The organism is Streptomyces sp. NPDC037013 (assembly GCF_055607265.1).
On sequence record NZ_JBVJRV010000001.1, the window covers coordinates 892,485 to 912,891 of the forward strand.

The following is a 20,407-nucleotide window of genomic DNA, read 5'->3' on the forward strand; positions in this document are numbered from 1 at the left end:
TTAGGTCAGGGCTCGGTTGATCGTCCGCTGTGTCGTGGTGAGGTCTTGGAGAGGGCGCCGTGTGATCGGTGTGGTCGCCCAGGAGCCGGTGCCGGTGTAGGTGCGGTCGGTGAGGACGGGAATGCCCCCGGCGGTCGCAGCACCGCGACCGGAGCACCGCGACCGGGCACCGCCCACCCCTTCGCGGGGCGGGCGGCCCGTGTCTACCGTGCCCAGGGGAACCAGTTGGGCAGCTGGTCCGGTCGGCACGGCAGGTCCTTGGCCGTCTTCAGTGCCCCGACGCCACGCAGGCTCACCCCTGGGGTGGTCAGCGCCACGAACGCGTCGTCGCGCGTACGGCCGCTGATGTCGGTGATGCGCAGGGCGATGGTGAACTTCAGGTGGGCCGGGCGCAGCCCGAACGACTCGGTGACGCCGATGGACTCGCCGAGCTCCACCCATGCGCGGCGCTCCACCGCGTACGCCTCCACCCGGTACGCGCGCAGGTCCGTGTCCGGCCGGACGAACACGGTGACGTCGTCGTCGCCGCCGGCGGCCAGGATGACCATGCGGGTGATGCCGACCTCCAGCCGGCCCGCCGCGCCGAGCGAGACGAACGTTCCCGCGGGCTTGTCGACGACGCTGCCGAGCACCGCGCGCGCGTCGGCGTGCTGGTTGGCGTCCTTGATCGCGCCTGCCTCGAACTTGATGACGCGGTTGACGTACCGCAGGTCACCGACCGGCGGCGTGTGCTTCGGTACGAGCACGTCCTCGCCGCCGAACTGCAGGCCGATGGCGGGGTTGACCTTTGGGTCGAACGTCACCCTGCCGGTGTACGAGCCGTCGAGCCGGCTGGTCAGCGCGCCGGGCTTGCCGCCGAGCGCGGTGAGGCCGAAGCCGCCGGCCGTGTCGGGGTTGATCAGCAGGACGTTGCCGAACCGGTCCCGCGGGATGACGGTCGCGTCGATCTGGCCGGGCCCGGTCTGGTTGAGGTCGATCCGGGTGTGCTGCGGCTCGGGCCGCACCATGACGAGCGTCTCCTGCTTGCTCTCGCGGTGGAAGCTGGTGCCGTCGGCGGTGATGCCGGTGGCGGACACGTAGAAGACGTACTGCTTCGGGACCGACGTGTCCGTGACGGTGGCCCGGTAGTTGCCGGTGCTGTCCGCGTCGCTCATCGCCTGGACGTGCTCGCGGCGGCTGCCGTCGATGTTCAGCCCGGCGAGCTGGGCCCCCAACTGCCTGACGAGCAGCGGGGTGGCGTCCTTGCCGGCGAGCAGCTCCTCGGCGCGTTTCAGCGCCTCGGCGGGTATGCGCAGCGCGGCGATCTGGTTGTCCGTCGACTGCACCGGCGCGGTGGTGGACAGCGATACCGCGGCGCCGGTCACCGGCCGGCCTTCGGCGGTGAGGCGGCCTGTGACGGTGATCGGGTCCCCGGCGAAGTAGGTGCTCTTGTCCTGGCTGACCTCCAGGCGCAGCGTCGAGTCGGTGAGCACGTCGTAGACGTAGTGCTCGACGTCGGGATCGCCCTCGCTCGTCGTGCCCGCCGTGTCCGCGGCGCCGATGACTCCGCCGCCGGAGCTGACGAGCAGCCGCCAGGTGCCGTCGCGGCCCCGGGTGCCGGACGAGCCGGTGGCCCCCTCGGAGCCACCTTCGGCCCGAAGGAAGCTCCGGGGGATCAGGTACATGTTCGAGCGCGTCCCGCCGTGGAAGGCGACTTGGGAGAACTTGCCCTGGCCCGCGTTCTCCGGCGTGATCAGTTCGCAGTTCGGGGTCAGCAGTTCCAGCCGCAGCCTGCTGGCATCGGGGGTGTTCCAGTCCAGGACGAAGGCGGCCTTGTCGTCGTACGGGGTGATGACCGTCTCGTGGCGGATCTCCCGCTCGCCGAAGACGAACACGCCCGGCGGGTCGGCGGGGGAGGAGGCGTCGGTCAGGCCCTCCTTGAGGGCGTTGCGCAGGACCGCGCCGAGTTGGGTGGGGGTGAACCCCGGTTCCGTGACGCTGTGCGAGACGCCGCCGAACGAGCCGTCGGCGAGGGTCTTGATCAGGATGTGGTCGACGTCGGTGTGCCCCTCGACGCCGTACCCGATGCCGTACATCGTGACCTTCTTCTCGGCGAGCGAGGTGCCGGAGGGCGCCGTGCCGTTGGGTGGTGCGGTGAACTCCTTCGGGTTGTGCGTGCCCGAGTTGTGTGCCCCGTCGCTCATCATGATCAGCCAGCGGCGGCTGGTGTTCACGCTGAGCGGGTCAGTGCCGAAGTAGCTGGTGGAAGGCGCGAGGACGTGGTCGAGGCCGTCGCCCATCGGGGTGCTGCCGGTGGGCACGATGGCCTCGACGGCGTTGCCCGCGTCGGCCATCTCGGAGGCCGCGATCTGCTTCATCGGGACGATGTCGAAGCCGGCGGGGCCGGTGCCCACTGCGGGGAAGCGGGCGATGCCGAACCGGCCACCGTTGTCGGCGAAGAGGCCGAGGAGTTGCAGGAACCCCTTGGTCGCCGTGGTCAGTTCCCCCCAGCGGGACTCCGCGACGGTGGCGGGGGGACCACCGAGTGGGTTGCCGCCCATGCTGCCCGAGGAGTCGAGCAGGAGGACGACTTCCAGCTTCTGCGTGACGGCGGTCAGCGCGAGTTGCTGGTTGTGGCCGGGGGAGGTGCCCACCGTGGGGTCCGGTGGTGTCACGACGATGTTCGTGGTCAGGCTGGTCTTGTTGTCCGGCGGGGGCGCGGCGGGCGCGGTGAACCGGAGCGAGAGGGTCTCCGTGCGGGAGGGTCGTACGGTCAGCGGCAGGGGCGAGGTGACCGTGAAGCCGCTGGACGGAAGGGAGCCCGCCGTGGCGATGGTCAGCGGGGCGGTGCCCTTATTGGACACCTGCACGCTGTCCGAGTCGGACTTGTTGACGAGGGAGAGGAAGGTGGACACCGTGCCCGGCGAGATGTCGAGCCAGGGTTGGGCCGTGTCGGTGGCCGTGTCGGCCACCACCCAGGTGAACTCGACGGGCGCGCCACCCACGTTGTTGTTCCGGAAACCCAGCCGCCAGGTTTCCGCGGTGCCCGCCTGGTCGAACCCCATGCGGATGATGGCCACGTTGTCGGCCTCGACGTCGCGTTTCACGTCACCCAGGTACGTGGTCTTGTTGAACACTCCGCCGGTGAATCCGGTGATCTCCACCGCGGGTCCCTCGGTGTCGCCGGGGGTGGCCGGGGTGTCGGGGTGTCCCGCCCGGATGAACAGCGTCGGGAGTTCGACGGCGCCCGTCGCGCACACCCGGACGTACATCATCTTCGCGTAGCCGCCCTGGTCGCGTGGCCCGGCCAATTGGTCGATGCCGATGAAGACCGGGGGGCCGGTGTTGACGGTGAGCGCGGCGGTCTGCGGATCGGGATAGACGTGGAACGCCATGAGCATTCCCTTCCTAGCCGTTGATCGTGAATATGTCCGTGCTGGTGGCGGTGCCGCCGGCGGTGGTGACCGAGAGCTTCATGTCCTTGGTGGTGCCGGGCGGCGTCATCCCTGCGGGCACCCGTACGGAAATCTGGGTGGCGGAGGGCGTGCCGATGATCACCGCGGTGAAGGTGTCGAACTTGACCGTGACCGGGGTGAAGTTGAAGTTGTTGCCGTTGAGGATGATGGGCTGCTGGCCGGCCACCCCGGACTTCGGGGAGAACTGGGGCGGCGTGGTGGAGAAGGTCGGGGCGGGGATGTTCAGTTCGGCCCGGAACGGGTCGTCGCTGACGATGCTGCCCGCCGGGTTGGTCACGGTGATCTTGACGTCGGCGTTGGTGCTGCCTGCGGGCACCAGGCCCGTCGGCACCTGGACGACCATGCGGGTGGCGGTCGGCACGCCGACCACCGTGGCGGCCACGGACGCGAAGCGCACCTGCGTCCCGGCGGCGTTGAAGTTGAACCCGTTGAGCGTCACCTGCGTGCCCGGGGTGCCGTTGCCCGGGCTGAACTGGGTGGTCGGCTCGCTGAACGCCGGCGCGGGTTCCGCCGTGAACGTGTCGTCGCTGATCACCGAGCCGCCCAGGTTGCTGACGGTGATCCTGACGGCCGCGGAGACACCCCCCGGGGTCAGGCCGCCCGGCACCCGGGCCACGACCTGCGTCGATGACGCCCCACCCACGATCTTCGCGGGCAGGTCACCGAAGCGCACGGTCACCGGGGCGACGGCGAAGTTGCTGCCGTTCAAGGTGACCGGCTGCCCGATGACGCCGCTCTTGGGCACGAACTGCGGCTGCCCGGGCGACGGGGCCGTGAACGCGGGCAGCAGCAGCGTCCGCTCCATCAGGCTCATCCTGCGCTCCATGTCGGAGACGGTCAGCCGGCGCTGCCGCAGATCGGCGATCATGGCTGCTTCGATGGCCGTCACCCCCCGGGGCCGCTGGAGGGAGGCCAGCGGGTAGAAGCTGTGTCCGGACGGCGGCGCCGGCACCGCGTCCCCCTCGCTGACCCGTACCACCCACACCGGCTTGAGCCGCACGGACGTCTGGACGCCCACGTCGCGGCTGTTGTTCAGCTCCGCGTCCGCCGTGCCGTCCACCTCGGCCAGCGACACGTCCAGGTACACGGTGTCCGTCCGCGGATCGGCCTGCGCCGCCGTGGGCGCCGTGAGCGCGGGCAGGCCCGGCTGGCTCTTGTACGTCACCGCCGTCGGGATGAACACCTCGATGCCGCCGACCAGGGCGCTGCCGGGCCCCCCGGCATCGCCGGCCGCGATGAGGAAGTCCTGACCGTTCTGCCCGGTGGGCAGCGCCTGCACGGCGAAGCCGTTGGCCCCGGCCGCGGCCCCGTTACCGACGTAGCGGCTGATGACCGCGCGGACCGTCGCCGAGATCAGGTCCTGCAACAGGTTCAGGTCCCGGTCCAGGACCGGCACACCTTGCTCGACGTGGATGCCCACGTACCCCTTCTGCTGGTTGGCCAGCAGCAGTTCCAGCGGTGACTGCGAATAGTCCGCCACGGTCCCCCTCCTTCTGCGGCGTTGCTCCGGTACGGCGTGGTGGCTGGGCGAGATGGCTACGGCGTGATGAAGACGGGGCGCGCGGTCACCGGCATGGAGTCGGCGAGGACGCCGGCCAGCCGGGAGACCATCGCCCTGACCTGGTCCGGATCGGCGGTGCCCGGCGGCGCGAGGAACAGGCCGACGGTGTCCCGCCCGATGCGGTCGTCGTTGGTGCGCACGCCGCCGGCCCCGGCGTCGTACGTGTACGTCTGGAAGTCCTCGAACCGGCCGCGGAGCCCCAGCTTGGCCGCGCCCGTGGTGTCGACGGTGGTCGTCCCCGCGTACCGGTGATCCACGGTGCGGGTCGCGCCGTAGTCCGCGCTCGCGTACTCCAGGCTCTCGTTGGAGCGGTGCACCAACAGGGTGCCGGACGGTGTGTCCACGGCGTATGGCCCGCGCCGCGCGTACGGCCCGCCTCCGATCCGCTGGTTGGCCCCCCACGTGAGCGGGGTCACGGCGAGGACGTTGCGGCTCAGGGACCAGCCGCCGTTCTGCGTCGAACTCCAGAACACCTCGATGTTGCCGTCGGGGGTCAGCAGCGCGGCGGGCTGCCGGTCGTGGTAGTCGGCCCTGGCCTTCGGCAGGGCACGGATCGGAGACCAGTCCGAAACCGCCGGGTCGAGCCCCGTCTTGACCCGGTGCACGATGCTCCAGCGGGACTGGCCCGGCGGGCCGCCGCTCTCGTGCCGCGCCCAGAACAGCCACAGCCGCTGGGTCGTGCTCGTCGGATGGAACAGGACGAACAAGTCGTCCTCCACCCGCGGCGGCCGGCCGCCGTCCGCCGGCAGGGTCAGCGGCGCGGGCAGCCAGGCGCCGCCGACGTTGCGGTTGTAGCGCAGCTCCCAGCCGTCGCCCACCGCCTCCAGCCAGAACAGCCACAGTCCGCCGGCGTTGTCCGCGACCGCGGTGGGCATCCGCCGCTCGGTGGCGGTGTCCCCGAACACGGCGGGCGCCGACCAGATGGCAGGACCCGTCCGCACGCTGTACCAGATCCGCCACTTGCGGTCCACGGGCGGCTGCTCCGGGTCGTACCCCTGCCAGAACAGCCACACGGCCCCGGCGCCCTGCACGGCCACCGAAGGGTGTTTGTCGATGCCGGCCCGGTCCACCCGCGGGGCGCTGGGCTCCCATTTCCCGTCCGCGAACCGTTTCATCCAGATGTCCCAGCCGTGCGGCCGGCGGGTGTGGAAGAAGAACAGCGACGAACCGTCCGCCTCGCGCAGCGCCACCGGCCGGCCGTCATGGGCGAAGTTGACGGACGCGAGTGCCGCGGGCGCAAAGACGCCGGAGGCATCGCGCAGCGCGGACCACAGGTTCAGCCGTTCCGGCTGGTTGGTGCGCGCCACGTTGTGGACGTACTCCTTGGTACGGCTGGTCCAACCGGTGACCCGGGCCACGGTGGCGTCCAGCGTGGGCACCCCGCCGATGGTCCGGTAGATGCGCGGCGCGAACCTGACCTCGTTGCGCTGCGCGTCCACCGGCAGCCCGAAATCGGTCTGCCAGCCGATCCACTGCGCGAGGAGCGGCAGCAGCCGGCCGTCGACCCGGTCGAGGTCGCCGAGGTCGAGGCCGGCGCGGACGAGGCTGTAGATCCGGTCGAGTTCGCCGCCTGGCAGGTCCAGGAAGCGGCGGAGCTGCCCCTTGTCGCGGTCGGCCGGTAGCCCGCTGCCCGCAAGAGGGATGCGGTCGGCGTCGTAGCGGCGGTAGATCGCCGGGAGCATGCCGTAGAGCAGACTCGCGAAGTCGTACCGCGACGTGGCCATGGCGGACGCGTGGTTGTGCGGGTCCGGGTCGTACGTGGGCACGGGGGCGCCGCTGAACGGGAACAGCGTGTAGTAGTAGACCGTCCCGCCCCGGAGGCCGGTGTCGACGGTGCGCGTGTCGGGGCCGGTCGTGTGGGCGATGAGCCGGCCGTCGTCGGGGCCGGTCGGATGGGTGCCCTCCCGGCGCACCACGCGGATCCCGGGCGCGCGCCCCGGGTCGGGGTTGTGCCAGCTCAGGTCGATCCTGTTGCCGGAGGGGTGGGCGGTGGCCGTGATGTCCGTCAGCCGCACCGTCCGTCACCTCCTTCCCTGTTCGAGGACGATGACCTTCAGGCCGAGGCGGTAGTCGGGCTCCGGCGGGACGACGGGCACCTCGTTCGAGCCGAGCACGAGAGTGCCGTGTGGTTCGACCTGCGCGCCCGTCCGGTCCCCGCGCCGGAACTCGGTGATGTTCACGAAGACGACGCCGGGAACGTCCTGCGTCTCCTCGTAGAACTTGCTGAGGTACACCGTCTGGTTGAAGTCGACCCGCTCGAAGTCCAGCAGGCGGGCGGCGGCCTGCTGGACCTGGGCGACGACGTCCTCCCGGACGTGGAAACTCTCGACCGCCAGCTCGGCCGTCACCCGGATCGGGACGTAGTCGACGTCGGAGATTTCGATCAGCTGGCTGAGCATCCGCTTGTCCTCGAAGAAGCCCTTGAGGTCGGCCTCCAGCACGTCGCTGACCTTGCCGCCACCCTGCGGCGCGACGTGCAGCGTCACCTGGTTCCAGCCGGTGGCCTCGGCGCGGACCTTGCCGACGCCCTTGAAGTTGCGGGCGAGTGCCTCGTAGTCGGCGGCGGTCACCGCTCGGCGCAGGGAGCGGAACACGGCGGGGGCGTGCTGCACGGCGTGCGCGATGTCCTCGCGCTCCGCGCCGCCGGTCGCGGGGGCCGGGTTGCTGACCGTCGCGCCGAGCAGCGCGAGCTGGGGCGCACCGACGATGGTGGTCACCGCGCCCGCGGGCACGTTGCCCGCCGAGCCGCCGCCGACGCGGTACGTGGCCCGGATCGCCGCGGCCTGCGGGGGGATCGCGCCGAACGTGCCGTCGCCGAAGACGACGGTGGCCCGGTCGGCGTCGTCGATCTCCACCCGGTAGTCGCGCTGCCCCGCCTGGCTGAACGCCAGGCTCTCCCGCAGCGTCCACACGGAGGGCACCGAGGCGAGCCGGCTCTCCACCACCACGTCCTGGCCCGCCGGTCGCAGGATCAGCCCCGGGTGGGCGAGGGGGAAGCGTTGGTTGGGCGCATTGTCCGACGTGCCGAGCAACTCGTCCCTGATCAGGCGGCCCTCCTCGACCGGGATGCCGCCCTGGGCCGGCCCGAAGACCTTCCGGCCGGTCGCCGGGTCGGCGGTCAGCTTCGAGAAGTCGATGACGAGCGGCGCCTCGCGGGTGTACTCGAACCTGACGCTCGGCTTGTCGCGCCGGCTCTTGGTCGCGAACGCGTCCCCCCGCGCCACGGTGACCGTCGCGGTGACGGTGCCGGGCACGGTCAGGCTCAGCGAGGTCGCCGCGGGGGCCGCGGTGCCCAGTTCGTAGCCGATGAGCCGCAGGTGTTCGATGACACTGCGCCGGGTGCGGGCCGTGCCGAGGAAACTCTCGTTGGCCACCCGGTCCTGGTAGTAGCTGATGATGTCGCCGAGATGCGCGAACAGTTGCAGCAGTACGTTGCCGAAGTCGGCCTCGTCCGCGAAGTCCTTCCACTCCGGCAGTTTCTGCGGGATCAGCCCGCGCATGGACGCGAGCAGGCTCTCGTAGTCGCGGGCCATGTAGTCGATGACCGGCCGGTCGTCTGTCCTCTTGATCTCAGCCATGCCGCGTCCCCGCTCGTCCGTTCCCGCTCACCGGAACTGCACCCTGACCGCCTGCCGGGCGAGGTCCCGGCGCCGTACGTAGGCCACCTCGACGGACAGCGTCTCTTCCTGGGCCCGTACGTCCACTCCGCTGACCACGAGGTCGTCTCCCAGCCACCGGGTCAGTGCCTGTCCGACGGTGAACTCGACGGCCGCGGCCAGGATCGTGTTGGCGGGGTCGAAGACCAGGTTGAACAGCCCGCACCCGAACTCCGGTTGGTTGATCCGCTCCCCGGGCGCCGTGAACAGCACCTGGATGACCTTGCCGCGCAGCTCCGCGCTCTCGTCGGGCTCCGGCACGATGGCACCGGCCGCGTTGACGCCGAACGGGAATCCGAACCCTGTCGACACGCTCGCCCCCTCCCTCTCGCTTCGCCGCTCGTACGCCGGTCACTGGGAGCAGGCCACCAGCGACTGCTGTTCTGCGCTGACCTTCGACTCGCCGGGTGTGGGCAGGCCGCTGCACGTGTCGATCACGTCCTCGTCGAGCAGCACCTTGACGCCGCCGATGGTCAGTAGCCCGCTGCCCGCACCGGCGCCGGGTGTGCCGCCGCCGAGCGGGGTGTCGAGGATCGCCAGCGAGGTGGCGAGGGGTTTTGGCGCGGTGGGCACGAAGTCGCTGCCGGCGGGCCCGGCGTGGCCGCCGGGTGGGGGGCCCGGCGCGGTCTGGCCCGCGTCGAGGGTGCTGCCGCTGGTGACCAGGGCCACCGGCACGCCGTTGATCCGCACGAAGTCGCTGAGCCCTTCCGTGATCGAGCCCTGGTAGGTGTACTTCCCGAGGCCCGCGTAGGGCGTGGTGCCGTTTTCGAGGGTGCCCGAGACCTTGTGCGTGTCGGTGCCCCGCACGCTGGCGCCCTTGACGACGATGCTCTTGGCCATCGACTCAGCCCTTCTTCAGGTCGATGCTGGCGGCGACCACCGTCACGCTCTGACCGGCGGCGTTGATGGTGAGGGGCGTCTTCGCCGTGAGGGTGACGGCGTCGGAGGACATCTGGAGGAAGCTGCCGGTGGCGTCGGTGATGCGGATGCCGTCGTCGGTGAGCGAGACGGTGTTGCCGCCCGCGTCGGTGACCGTGACACCGGACTGGTCCATCGTCAGGAGATGGCCGCGGCTGCCCTCGCGGACGAGGACCCGTTCCTTGCCGTCGGCGTCCTCCAACTGGATGGTGTGTCCCTTGAGAGTGGTGAGGATCTTCGAGGTCGGGGGCGACTGCACCGCTTCCGCGTCCTCGGTGCCGGCGTCGGAGCGCGGCTTCGGCACCTGGCTCTCGTCGCCCGGCCTGCTCCAGTACGTACCGACCCAGATGGGGAACTCCGTGTCTCCCCGCTCGAACTCGACCCACACTCCGGCCTCGCGCTCCGGAATGAACAGCAACCCCTGCCCCGTGGCCCCTCCGTACGGGACGCAGGGCGTGGCCCAGCCGGTGACGACCTCCGGACCCAGCACGTCCGCGACGGTGAGCCGCAGCCGGCCGAGGCGCGAAGGGTCGTCGTTGTCGACCACCGTGCCCCGGTACTTGCCGTAGCAGCGCCGCCCGGTGTCCTCCACCAGGCCGGCGACGATGCGCTCCAGCGTCACAGCGACACCTCCGCGGCCAGGGCGCCCGCGGCCGGCAGTCCGGCCGCCGCGTCGGCCCCGCCGGTCGAGAAGTCCTCGTCGCCCTTGGGCGCCAGCGCGTTGCGCTTGATGCGGAACGTCTGGAGGTAGCCGTCGAGGGTGAACCTGTGGGTGACGTGCGCGACGTAGTAGACCCCGCTGTGCGTCGCCCCGACGCCCTTGACGGTGACGGTGGTGCGGGGTCGCAGGATGCTGCCGTACTCGTTGGCGGCGACCTCGCCCTCCCCGGTCACCAGCCACTCGGCCTGGTCGTAGACGCTCTGGCAGATTTCGGTCATCTCCGGTACGCCGGTGGCCACGCTCTGCGCCACGTACACGAGCCCGGGCTCCATGCCGGGGCCGAGGACACCGGCGGCCGGCACCGCGCCCAGGGCGGTCTGGGAGCCGGGGACCGCGTGCGCTTCCAGCACGTCGCCGGCGATGTGGTCGATCTGGAACATCGCGACGTCCGTGGGGGCCAGCGCGTCGACCTCCAGGCTGAACCGGTTGACGTTCGTCTCTTCCCCGAAGTGCACCGCGAGCACCGGCTGCGGCGTGTCGTCGACGGCCGGCGGACGGAAGTAGCCCCTGTCGCCGTCCACAAAGCACTCGAAGCCGTTGCGCAGGGCCAGCCGCCTGAGCAACTGGATGTCGGTCTCGCGCTGGATGACGGTCGACACCGCCTCGTCGTGGACGATCCCCGTGTCGGTCACCTGCGGCGTCAGCCCGTACGCCTGGAACGTCTCGGTCGCGATGTCGCTGTCCTTCTTGTTCGGCCAGTCCTTGAGCCGCTCCACGCGGTCCATCAGGACGCTGGCGTCCGTACCCCACACCTGGAGCCGGCAGGCTTCGAGCCCGGGGCCGAAATCCGGGCGGACGTGCGTGATGTAGCCGGTCAGCAGCGGCCGCGCGTCGTCCTGCAAGCCCGCGGTGACCTGCACCCGCCGCCACACCATGAGCCGCTCGTCGTCCAGGTGTGTCCACGACCCGTCGGGGCGCAGCAGCAGCGCCAGCGTCATCCGGAACATCCCGGCCAGTTCCTCGTCGAGCTCGACCTCCAGGCTCAGCAGGTCCGCGTAGAGGTCCGCGGCCTCCACGCCGTCGATGTCGATGCGCAGGTCGTCGTGGCGCACGCCGGCCCCCTATCCGCTCACTGCCGCGGGGATCGCTATGGGCTGGCCGAGCCGCCCGCGGTCGACCGGCGGCCCGACGTCGAAGCCGCGCGCCGCGATCAGCGCGGCCAGGTCCTGCGCGCTGACGTCGATGCGGTGGTACGTGACGACGACGGCGCGGATGAATCGCTCGACGACCACGGTGACCTGCTGCCCGCTCACCGCCTGCGTCTGCGGGACGAGCTCGACGTCTTCGGCCACGGTCACGTCGCGCACCCCGTTCACCGCCGCCAGCGCGGCGATCAGCGCGGCCCACGGCGGGTCCTTCGCCGCCGTGGTGAGCGGGAAGCGGGTGGACGTCACGGGTTCCTGGCCGAGGAGTTCCAGGGGGGAGAGGAACAGCGGGTTGGCGTCGCAGATGTGCCAGTAGTGCAGGGGCTGCCCGTAGTAGGAGGCGGCGAGCTGGTCCAGCCGGTCGCCGGAGTCCACGGTGTGCTCCAGCGCGCCGGGTGTGTCGGGCAGCGGCCGGACGCCCTTGGCGGGCAGGATCCGGCCGCGGGTGTCGGGCGACACCACGTCGGGGACGGTGCGGTAGCGGGACAGCTTGCTGAACATGTGTCACTCACCCCGGGACGACGACGTTTGCCGCATCGGTGACGGCGGTGGCGAACCCCACGGTCGACATGACCTCCGTCATGGTCTGCGTGTACCGGTAGGGGATGCTGCTGCCCTCGATGACCGTGAGGGAGACCGAGACGGTGGCCCGGACGGGGTTCAGATCGGCGCTGAACTCCGTCTCGGTGATGTTGAGAGAGTTGATGTTCACCGGCAGCACCCGTTTGCGGCCGAAGATGAACAGGATCAGCGGCGGGTTGGCGCTGCGGGTGAAGCTGAACCCGTCGGGCTTGCGCAGCAGCCGGGCGGCGAGGCCACCGAGCACGCTCTCCCGCTTCGGCTGCGTCATCAGCTCCAGCGTCGCGATCTGCGGACCGATGCCGAACTGTTCGGTGACCGTGTCGCCGTCGTCCAGCCGGTCGGTGGCGTCGAGGCGGATGTCGAAGCCGAGCTTCTGCTCCTCCACGGTCACCAACTGCTCCCGCTGGACGTCCAGCAGACTGGAGCGCCGGCCGTGTTCGGTGCGCAGGGTGCGCGGCGGTGCGCCCGACTTCTGCGCCGCCGCTGCCGCCGCGGCCGCGCCGGCGAAGGTGTAGGACAGTGATCGGTTACGGGTGAGCTGCACGGGGTTGAACTGGAACACCACCAGTAGCGGCGGCAGGCTCAGCCCGTACTCCACGAATGCGCCGCGCAGAATGCGGGGCTTGTTGGGAAAGCCGTCGGTCATCTCGCCTAGTCCTCCCCGCCCTTGCAGGTCAGTTCTCCGGTGGCGCAGTGGCCGTGCGGATAGGTGATCAGGATCTGGCGTACGTTCATGCGGCGCGGGCCGACGGGTTCCACCCAGGCGAGGCACTGGAAGACGTGCAGGACGTCCGTGGGGGTGGAGTAGACCTTGTTCGGGTTGGCGCCGCCCGGGTAGTAGCGGGTCACGCCGCCGTGCGCGAAGCGCAGCGCCGCCTCGAAGTTGTTGCCGCACCCGTTGGCGTCGATCAGCGCGGCGAACCACGGATTGTCGGGGTGCCTGGTGCCGGACAGGCCGCCGCCCAGGGTCTCCTCGGCGTGGCCGGGGCTGCTGGGCTTGGCCCAGACGACGACGGCCGCGGTGCTGCCCGCCAGACCGACCTGGAGGAGCACCCCTTGGACGAAGCGCACGATGTCGATGCACTGCGCCCCGGTGGCCAGGTCGTCCGCCAGCTTCCACGCGTTGTCGAGCCGGACGAACAGGTTGTAGCTGTTCCAGCGCTTCATGACGCTCGACACCAGCGCGTGCGGGTCGAGGGAGCCCGCCTCGCGGGCGGCTTCGCCGACGATCCGCGTCGACGTCCGCATGCGCCGGAGCGTGACCTCCGCCGGTGCGTGGGGCGGGCCGGCGGTGACGTACAGGCTGTGCCGGGTCCGGGCGATCTCACGCTTCCACTGCTGCCACTCCAGGTCCCACACGATCTGCCGGTTCTCCAGCGAGGTGACGGTGCCGGGCAGCGCGGTGGTGCCGACGAGCGGCAGCATCTGGGCCGTGCCGCCGTGCAGGGTGCCGGAGAATTCGAAGTTCAGCGCGGGTTCGGTGCTGCGGCCGGTCAGCCGGATAGGCGCGGTCGGCGCGTTGAGCGGGGTGATGTCGAGGCGGACGTCGGCGCGGACGCCGGTGCCCATGGTCTGGCTGATCGGGCGGCTGTTCGCGAGCCCCTTGTCGGAGAACCACTCCGGTTCGCCGTACGCGTTGCCGTCGCTCTCCCAGTCGTCCTCGTTGTTCTTCATCAGTCCGTGGTCGGACCGGAAGGTGACGGAGCTGAGCAGAGTGCCGGGGTGGCTGCCTTCCTCGGCCTGCCGGGTGCCGCCCGTGCCGAGGGCCCGGTCGTAGAGCGCGGTGAGCTCGGGCCGGCGGGCGTTCGGCAGATTGTCGAGCAGCCGGTCGTAGTTGATGGCGGCCATGGCGGTCGCGAGTTGGTTCCCCGAGAGCTGTTTCAGCAGGTCGAGGGCGGCCACCGCGTCCTGGTCGGTGACGGCCCAGTCGAAGAGCCCGTACGAGAGGCGGTCCTCGATGGTCTCCAGCGTGGTGGCGGACGGTTGCAGCCCCGCGACATCGGCGGCGAGCCGGTCGTACTCGGGGAGCCGCCCGTCGGGGAGGTTCTCCCGCAGCCGCCGCGCGTGGGTCGCGTCGTTGAAGAACACCGCCTGCTGGAGGCGGGGCAGCGACTTGAGGAGGTCCAGCGAACGGGTGGCGTCCTGGTCGGTGATGGCCCAGTCGAACAGCCCGTAGCCGAGGTAGTCCTCGATCTCGTCGAGTTCGGGGCTGATCGCGCGCTGTACGGTCTCTGCCGCCGGAGCCGCGCCACCGCGCTGCTGTACGACGTGGGTCAGTTCGTGGGCGAGCAGCCGGTGGTCGTGCTCGCTTTCGTTCTGCGCCAAGTGGATGTGGTGGCCGTGGGTGAAGGCGCGGGCCCGGATCCCGGCCGCGTACTGGTGGGACGCGGAGTCGGTGTGCAGCTGTACGTGCGCGAAGTCCTCGCCGAAGCGGGGCTCCATGAACGCCCGGGACGCGGGCGTCAGTGGGCGTCCGCCGCTGGTGGGCGGGGGAGCGGTCGGCGTGCCGCCGTGCCCGGTCGGCAGCCGCTGGATGGCGGGGCGCGGGGCGCCGGGCGCGGGGCCGGAGGGCGCGGGGCCGGGGAGCGCGACGATCCGGTCGGCGACCCGTTCGGCCTCCTGCTCGTACCGGTCGTCGGCGGCCCCGACAAGCGCGCTGGTCTGCACGGGACCGCAGCCGGAACAGCTTCCCGGGCAGCCGCACCCCGAGGGGGCGTCGTGCTCGCCGTCGCCGTCTTCGGCGAGGCGCTGGAGGTACTCGCTGCCGAGGCTGCGCTGCAACGCCAGGTCGGTCGCGGCCCTCGCCCGGGGTGCCTGCGGCGGTGCCGGGCGCGGCCCGTGCGTCTCCGTGGAGCGGGTGGTCCGGTGCGGCATCGTCAGCATGGTCCCGCCCCTCCGGCGGCCCCGACGGCGTCGCCGGCCGGGGCCGGCTCCGTCCAGAGCTTGCCGATCTTCTCGAACTCCCGCCGGGCTCCCCGCAGGATGTGCCGCCGGCCGATGGGCCCGCCGTCGGCCGCGGCCACGAACGCCGCGTTCAGCACGATGTTCTTGATGCTGCCGCCGGCCACCGGGAACTCCCGGGCCAGCGAGGCGAAGTCGACGTCCGCCGCGACCGGAGCCCCTGGCGGGAAGAGGCCCTGCCAGATCCGCAGCCTGTTGTCGGCCTCGGGGAACGGGAACTCGATGATGAAGCGGACGCGGCGGGTGAACGCGTCGTCCAGGTTCTGCCGCAGGTTCGTCGCCAGCACCACCACGCCCTCGTACTCCTCCATTTTCTGCAGGAGGTAGCTCGTCTCGATGTTGGCGTACCTGTCGTGTGCGTCCGACACCTCGGTGCGCTTGCCGAACAGCGCGTCGGCCTCGTCGAAGAAGAGGATGGCGTTGCTGGTGCGCGCCTCGGTGAAGACGCGGGCCAGGTTCTTCTCGGTCTCGCCGATGTATTTGCTGACGACCCCGGAAAGGTCCACGGCGTACAGGCCGAGCCCGAGGTCGTGCGCCAGCACCTCCGCCGCCATCGTCTTGCCCGTCCCCGGGGCCCCGCTGAACAGCACGCTCAGCCCCTTGCCGCGGTGGGTCTCACCCCCGAAGCCCCAACGGTCGTACACCTGGTGGCGGTGGCGGAGCTGGTCACGGACCTCCCGGAGTTGCTCCATCCGGTCGAGGGGCAGCACGAGGTCGTCCCAGCAGGCGCGGGGCCGCACCTCGACGGCCAGGTCGCCGAGCCGCCGGCGGGACAACGCCCGGCAGGCGGCGGACAGGTCGGCCAGGGTCATGGCGCGTGGCAGCGGCTCCATCAGCCGCCGGTTGCGGGCGTACCGGATCGCGGCCCGCATCCCGCCGGGCGACAGGCGGAAGAGCGTCGCCAACTCGGCGGCCCACGCGCCCGGCTCGGCGGTGTGCTCGGCGAGCAGCCGCCGCCACAGTGCGGTGCCGCGGGCCACGTCGGGCAGCGGCACGGGGACGGGCTGGAACAGGGCGCCGGCGAAGCTCTCCTCGCCGTCCCAGACCGATTCGCCGGTCAAAAACACCAGGTCGCCGAAGTCGGCGACGGCCGCTGCCAGGGCGGCGCGCAGCGGTGCGGCGTCGTCGCGGCGGAGCGCGTCGGCGTGCGGCAGGTGGACGGCGGCCCGGCACAGCCGCGCCTCCCTCAGGTCGGTGGCGTACGCCGGCTGGTCGCCGAGGCTGAGCAGCCCCATGCCCAGGTCGCGGCAGGTACGGTGGGCCAGCTCGCGCTTGCCCGCGCCAGGTGGACCGTACAGGTAGAACACCAGGGGGCGGGCGTCGCCGTCCTGTTTGAGGTGATGTTCGGCGAGGCGGCGCAGGCCCTGCGCGAGATCCGCGTCGGCGTCTTCGGCATCAATGTCGCTTTCGGCGCCCTCCGCGCGGTACAGCCGTGCGTCGGGGGCGTCCGCGTCCAGCAGGAAGCGGCAGATCCGCGGGTCCAGCGCCAGGAACTGGGCGAGGCCGGTGGAGCCCGAGGGGCTGTGCGGGTCGTCGATCTTCCGCAGGATGCCGGTGCGCAGCAGCGGCGCCGTCTCCTGGAACGCGCCGAGAGCGGCCCAGCGCTGCCGCTCACCCGGGCAGAGCAGGTCGAGGACGAGATCGACGCTGGGGCGCTTGCGGGTGATGTCGTCCTGGAGGTAGGCGTACAGCCGGTCGTACTTGCGCCGCAGTTCCGGGCCGAGGCACACGGTGACGGCCCGCAGCTCCCACGGGCTGAGCGCGAAGAGCGCACCGAGCGCGGGCAGGGCCAGCGTGACGCCGTTGGCGGCGCTGCGCTGCACGCGCGCGTCGATCTCCTCGTCCAGCCGGTCGAGTTCGGTGGCGGGGGAGGGCGGTTCCTGGGGTTGGTGGGTGAGCAGCCAGTCGACTTCCTGCCGGGTGATGTAGACGGTGCGGGCCGCCTGCTGCTCCGGGGCCGCCTCGTTCTGCAGGCTGACCGTCGCGAGCCGGCGCTCGATCAGCAGGTCGAGACGGCGCAATTCGTCTGCGAGGTGCTCGCCGTTGTCCCGGTACGCGCGGTGGGTCATGGCGTGACCTCGAACACGAACGTGCGGCGGAACAAATGCGAGATGTCCACGCGCACCTCGTAGAACCCGACCTTCAGGCCCGCGGCGAGCGTCACCGTGAACACGTCACCGCTCAGCGGCACCGCGGCCCCGACCGGCTCGCCACCGAGACGCACGTCGGCGAGCCAACCGGCCAGGTGCGTACCGGTGAACGTGAGCACCGAGCCCGCCCGTCCCGCGGCCGGCGACATGGCGCTGACCTCGGGCGGACTGAGGGGCGCCCGTACATCGGGAATGCCGACCCGGCGCACCCGCTTCGGCAGCGGGCGGGCCGCGCCCGGCAGCCGGTCGAGTTGGACGGTGGACACCTGGTAGAGCACGGAGAGCCGGAACGGCTGGGCGAAGGTGCTCCAGATCCGGCTCAGCTCCTCGTGGTCCAGCGGCGCGATCGCGATCTGCAGCCGCTCGCGGGCGTCGAGGAGGCCGGGGTCGAGGTGGGTGCGGGGGACGACCGGGTTCTCGTGGAAGACCCGCATGGCCTCGCCCACGCTCTGGTGCGCGGTCACGTTGCCGCTCAGCGGGTCGTTGGGCGCGTAGGGCGTCAGCAGGTAGAAGAGGTGCAGGGACAGGGGGGCATCGAGGAGCTGGTCGGTGGTGCCCGGCTGGAGTGCCCAGTCCTGGTTCTTGAGGTACGGATTCTCGGTGATCTTGTAGAGGAAGAGGTTGATGCGTCGGCCGCCGCCCGGCTCGTCGGGGGCGAGGACGGTCACGTCCATGGCCGGGGTGAGCCGCATCTCACCGACCAGGAGGCTGCGCAGCGAGGCGCTGACCATGCCGATCGCGGTCCCGGCGCTCACCGCAGGATCCTGCCGCGCAGCCGGGGAAGATGACGCCGCACCCAGAAGGCGGGGATGCCGTCGGGAGGCGGGGGGTCGATGCTGACGGGCGGGGCCGGCTGGAGGGGGATGGAGGCCGGCGGTTCGGCAGTTGGTGCCGCCGCGGTCTCCTCCGGCCAGGGCATCCGCGCCGGGGGCCCGGGGCGGGGCGTGGTGACGCTGCGCAGCGGCTGGGTGGGGAGGGGCCGGGGGTGCGGGCGGCGGTCGGGAGGCGGCGGCGGGGGCGTGCCGCGGTGCTGGGCGGGGGTGGGCTCCGGGCCGTGCGGCGTCGCCGGGCGCGCCGTCGGGTGGGGCGGTGTGGACGGGGGTACGGCGGGTTGCTCCCGCGGGGTGGTGCGGGCTTGCGGCGGAGTGGTGCGTACGGCCGGAACGGGGGCCGACTGTGGGGCCGGCGTGTGCGGCGCGTGGCTCGGTACGCCGCTTGTGGTCGGTGCTGGTGCTGGTGCTGGGGTGTTGTCTGGTGGGTGGTTCGGTGGGGTGGTCTTCTTTGGCACGTGCTGTCGGGGGCGCTCTTGCCCGCCGGGTGACCGTGACGATGACGGAGGCGCTGACGGCATCGCCGTGACCCCCGGAACCGTCACAGAAACCACGTCCGCCGCCTCGTCGTCACTTTCCCTTGGAGACGCCACGGCAGTGGCCGACGTCGGTTGTTTCTGCTCGTCCTCCTGGCCGCCACCTACAGCCACGGGATGCTCGGTGGCTTCTGCATCGGCTTCCGCGCCCGTCTCTGTGCCCGCGCGCCTGCCCGTGGCCGTGGCCGTGTCTGCGTCTGCATCTGGGTCGAAGAAGTCATACTCGATCCGGGCCGACAGAACACCCCCGCCATCAGACGGCCTGTACGGCACATCCGGACCACTCGGCATGCCGTACGCGATCCCCGAGCCACCGGGCCCCCCATAGGGTTCCCCCGAGCCGTACCACGGCCGCAGGTACGCGAACCCGACGCCTGGCAGCGGCGGCACGAAGGTGACGCGCACCCCGCTGTCCTCAGGGAGCCCGAGCAGCGCGCGTACCCGGGCACGATGCCGGAACGGCCGCCGCCCGTCAGCCAGGACACCCCGCAGATAGCCCTCATGCGCCACTGTTGAGCACCTCGATCGCGTCGGCGAGCACCTCGATGTAGGTGCGCCGCTTGTCGCGGGTCAGCTCCATGATCTCGTGTTCGCTCCAGTGGTAGTGGTAGGCCAGGTAGTGCACTTCGCGGTAGAGCAACCCGCTGTCGGTGCGCAGTTCGCCGAGGAAGAAGCGTTGGATGTCCAGCGGTGCGATGATCACCCGGCCGCAGTGGACGCACCGCGCCTCCATCGACTGCTCGACGGATGGGGCGAGTTCGTACATCCGCTGCTCGATCTCGGACCGGGCGGTTGCCGACAGCTCGGCCATCCGCTGCTGGTCCGGCGGGTCGCCGTCCGGTCCCAGCCGCTGCACGCAGCGGGCCAGGAGCGAGGTCAGGGCCTCGGCCTCGTTGCTCGCGGACAGTTCTGCGAGCTCTTCCTGATCGGCCCCGTTCGGCAGTCGGAAGGTGACCTCCAAGGGTTCGGCCGTCAGCGTCATCGTGTGGGCGGGGGCCCGCCGGCGGGCCTCCTCCACCGGCACGTCGGCGAGCGAGAATTCCAAGGACACCCGCTCACTGCACTCCGCCCAGGGGCAGACGAGATGTGCGCGGACCATGTCACCGAAGCTCGCCCTGCGCAGTTGGAGCAGCAGGTACTGCCGGTCGGCGACCAGCAGCCCCCGGGCCGTCTCGGGCGGTACGGGCGAGATGTCGCCGAGCCGGCGCACGCAGCGACTGAGGACCTCGGTGACCAGCGCCGCGGGCCGCGGCGCGCGCGCGTCGGCGAGCAACTCCTCGTCGCGCCCGGTGAGCACCGCGAGCTCGAAGTCGCGGTGCAGCCGCCCCTCGGCGTCCCAGTGGCCTCCCGGCAGTACCCCCATGGACACCCCTACGTCTCCTTGGCCTCGGTCACCGAGGTGTCCCGCACCCAGCCCTCGTTCTCCAGCTTGACGGTGCTGATCATCACGGCGTTGCCGCTCGCGTCGAGCTGCGGCAGCGCCTGGTACTCCGAGACCCAGCAACGGAAGACGTTGTACGCCAACACCTTCTGCCCTTGGTGGTTGTAGACCTCGATGCTGATGTCCTTGCGGAAGGACGCCAGGGACATCGCCGCGTCACCCTGAAAGTTGTTGACCTTGTTCGCCCACTCCTCGAAGGTCGTGTCGTGCGTGACACCGGCCTCCAGGGTGAGCGCGTCGTACTTCGTCTTGCCGGGGATCTGGTGCGGCCCGCTCGAATCCCCGCCCTCGTACCAGGGCGTGACTTCCGTGGTGCGTTTGAGTGCGCTGCACTTGCTCAGGCCGGCCACGTACTGGCCGTCCACCTTGATCTTGAACTTGAACCCGAGGTACGGGTCGAACCGCGTCGCATTGACGCTGAACCTGGGCATCGGGCGCCCTCCTTCCGCTG

The 20,407-nt window shown here is 71.2% G+C and carries 15 protein-coding genes and 1 pseudogene; all 16 read right to left on the minus strand.

The window, feature by feature from the left end; genetic code table 11:
- Nucleotides 1-6: 6 nt before the first annotated feature.
- Nucleotides 7-126 (minus strand): annotated as a pseudogene (locus ACZ7DY_RS03810) (IS5/IS1182 family transposase); the annotation flags it as partial.
- A gap of 77 nt (nucleotides 127-203) precedes the next feature.
- The gene (locus ACZ7DY_RS03815) at nucleotides 204-3,374 is read right to left on the minus strand and encodes a hypothetical protein (protein WP_471129562.1); all 3,171 of its coding nucleotides are present in this window, start codon (nucleotides 3,372-3,374) and stop codon (nucleotides 204-206) included.
- A gap of 13 nt (nucleotides 3,375-3,387) precedes the next feature.
- The gene (locus ACZ7DY_RS03820) at nucleotides 3,388-4,935 is read right to left on the minus strand and encodes an IPT/TIG domain-containing protein (RefSeq protein ID WP_471129563.1); all 1,548 of its coding nucleotides are present in this window, start codon (nucleotides 4,933-4,935) and stop codon (nucleotides 3,388-3,390) included.
- Between the two features lie 56 nt (nucleotides 4,936-4,991).
- Nucleotides 4,992-7,031 carry a hypothetical protein gene (locus ACZ7DY_RS03825; RefSeq protein WP_471129565.1) on the minus strand — a complete coding sequence of 680 codons (2,040 nt, stop codon included), beginning with the start codon at nucleotides 7,029-7,031 and terminating at the stop codon, nucleotides 4,992-4,994.
- A 6-nt stretch (nucleotides 7,032-7,037) separates the two neighbouring features.
- On the minus strand, nucleotides 7,038-8,594 hold the full coding sequence (locus ACZ7DY_RS03830) for a baseplate J/gp47 family protein (protein ID WP_471129567.1): 1,557 nt from the start codon (nucleotides 8,592-8,594) through the stop codon (nucleotides 7,038-7,040).
- 27 nt (nucleotides 8,595-8,621) lie between these two features.
- Nucleotides 8,622-8,984, minus strand: coding sequence for a GPW/gp25 family protein (locus tag ACZ7DY_RS03835; RefSeq protein ID WP_471129569.1), 363 nt, complete (start codon nucleotides 8,982-8,984; stop codon nucleotides 8,622-8,624).
- A 39-nt stretch (nucleotides 8,985-9,023) separates the two neighbouring features.
- Nucleotides 9,024-9,512, minus strand: coding sequence for a hypothetical protein (locus tag ACZ7DY_RS03840; protein ID WP_471129570.1), 489 nt, complete (start codon nucleotides 9,510-9,512; stop codon nucleotides 9,024-9,026).
- A 4-nt stretch (nucleotides 9,513-9,516) separates the two neighbouring features.
- Nucleotides 9,517-10,212 (minus strand): phage baseplate assembly protein V, encoded by a 696-nt coding sequence (locus ACZ7DY_RS03845; RefSeq protein ID WP_471129573.1) that lies wholly within the window; start codon nucleotides 10,210-10,212, stop codon nucleotides 9,517-9,519.
- Entirely contained in the window at nucleotides 10,209-11,363 is a 1,155-nt protein-coding gene (locus ACZ7DY_RS03850) for a phage late control D family protein (RefSeq protein ID WP_471129575.1), read from the minus strand. The genes ACZ7DY_RS03845 and ACZ7DY_RS03850 overlap by 4 nt, the downstream gene beginning before the upstream one ends.
- A 9-nt stretch (nucleotides 11,364-11,372) precedes the next feature.
- Nucleotides 11,373-11,957 (minus strand): hypothetical protein, encoded by a 585-nt coding sequence (locus ACZ7DY_RS03855; RefSeq protein ID WP_471129576.1) that lies wholly within the window; start codon nucleotides 11,955-11,957, stop codon nucleotides 11,373-11,375.
- A 7-nt stretch (nucleotides 11,958-11,964) separates the two neighbouring features.
- On the minus strand, nucleotides 11,965-12,684 hold the full coding sequence (locus ACZ7DY_RS03860) for a hypothetical protein (RefSeq protein WP_471129578.1): 720 nt from the start codon (nucleotides 12,682-12,684) through the stop codon (nucleotides 11,965-11,967).
- A 5-nt stretch (nucleotides 12,685-12,689) separates the two neighbouring features.
- Nucleotides 12,690-14,921: an eCIS core domain-containing protein gene (locus ACZ7DY_RS03865; RefSeq protein ID WP_471129580.1), complete on the minus strand. Its 2,232-nt coding sequence runs from the start codon at nucleotides 14,919-14,921 to the stop codon at nucleotides 12,690-12,692.
- Nucleotides 14,915-17,068: an ATP-binding protein gene (locus ACZ7DY_RS03870; RefSeq protein ID WP_471129582.1), complete on the minus strand. Its 2,154-nt coding sequence runs from the start codon at nucleotides 17,066-17,068 to the stop codon at nucleotides 14,915-14,917. Before ACZ7DY_RS03870 ends, ACZ7DY_RS03865 begins: the two co-directional genes overlap by 7 nt.
- The gene (locus ACZ7DY_RS03875) at nucleotides 17,065-17,904 is read right to left on the minus strand and encodes a Pvc16 family protein (RefSeq protein ID WP_471129584.1); all 840 of its coding nucleotides are present in this window, start codon (nucleotides 17,902-17,904) and stop codon (nucleotides 17,065-17,067) included. Before ACZ7DY_RS03875 ends, ACZ7DY_RS03870 begins: the two co-directional genes overlap by 4 nt.
- Before the next feature lie 1,110 nt (nucleotides 17,905-19,014).
- Nucleotides 19,015-19,878, minus strand: coding sequence for a T4 family baseplate hub assembly chaperone (locus ACZ7DY_RS03880; protein WP_471129586.1), 864 nt, complete (start codon nucleotides 19,876-19,878; stop codon nucleotides 19,015-19,017).
- Between the two features lie 8 nt (nucleotides 19,879-19,886).
- Complete coding sequence (locus ACZ7DY_RS03885; protein WP_471129588.1) at nucleotides 19,887-20,387, minus strand: phage tail protein; 501 nt, start codon at nucleotides 20,385-20,387, stop codon at nucleotides 19,887-19,889.
- Between the last annotated feature and the right edge of the window lie 20 nt (nucleotides 20,388-20,407).

Excerpts from the sequence above, each read along its gene's own strand:
- ACZ7DY_RS03815 (WP_471129562.1), bottom strand. The coding sequence starts at position 3,374 with ATGGCGTTCCACGTCTATCCCGATCCGCAGACCGCCGCGCTCACCGTC.
- ACZ7DY_RS03830 (WP_471129567.1), bottom strand. The coding sequence starts at position 8,594 with ATGGCTGAGATCAAGAGGACAGACGACCGGCCGGTCATCGACTACATG.
- ACZ7DY_RS03840 (WP_471129570.1), bottom strand. The coding sequence starts at position 9,512 with ATGGCCAAGAGCATCGTCGTCAAGGGCGCCAGCGTGCGGGGCACCGAC.
- ACZ7DY_RS03855 (WP_471129576.1), bottom strand. The coding sequence starts at position 11,957 with ATGTTCAGCAAGCTGTCCCGCTACCGCACCGTCCCCGACGTGGTGTCG.
- ACZ7DY_RS03860 (WP_471129578.1), bottom strand. The coding sequence starts at position 12,684 with ATGACCGACGGCTTTCCCAACAAGCCCCGCATTCTGCGCGGCGCATTC.
- ACZ7DY_RS03865 (WP_471129580.1), bottom strand. The coding sequence starts at position 14,921 with ATGCTGACGATGCCGCACCGGACCACCCGCTCCACGGAGACGCACGGG.
- ACZ7DY_RS03870 (WP_471129582.1), bottom strand. The coding sequence starts at position 17,068 with ATGACCCACCGCGCGTACCGGGACAACGGCGAGCACCTCGCAGACGAA.
- ACZ7DY_RS03880 (WP_471129586.1), bottom strand. The coding sequence starts at position 19,878 with ATGGGGGTACTGCCGGGAGGCCACTGGGACGCCGAGGGGCGGCTGCAC.
- ACZ7DY_RS03885 (WP_471129588.1), bottom strand. The coding sequence starts at position 20,387 with ATGCCCAGGTTCAGCGTCAATGCGACGCGGTTCGACCCGTACCTCGGG.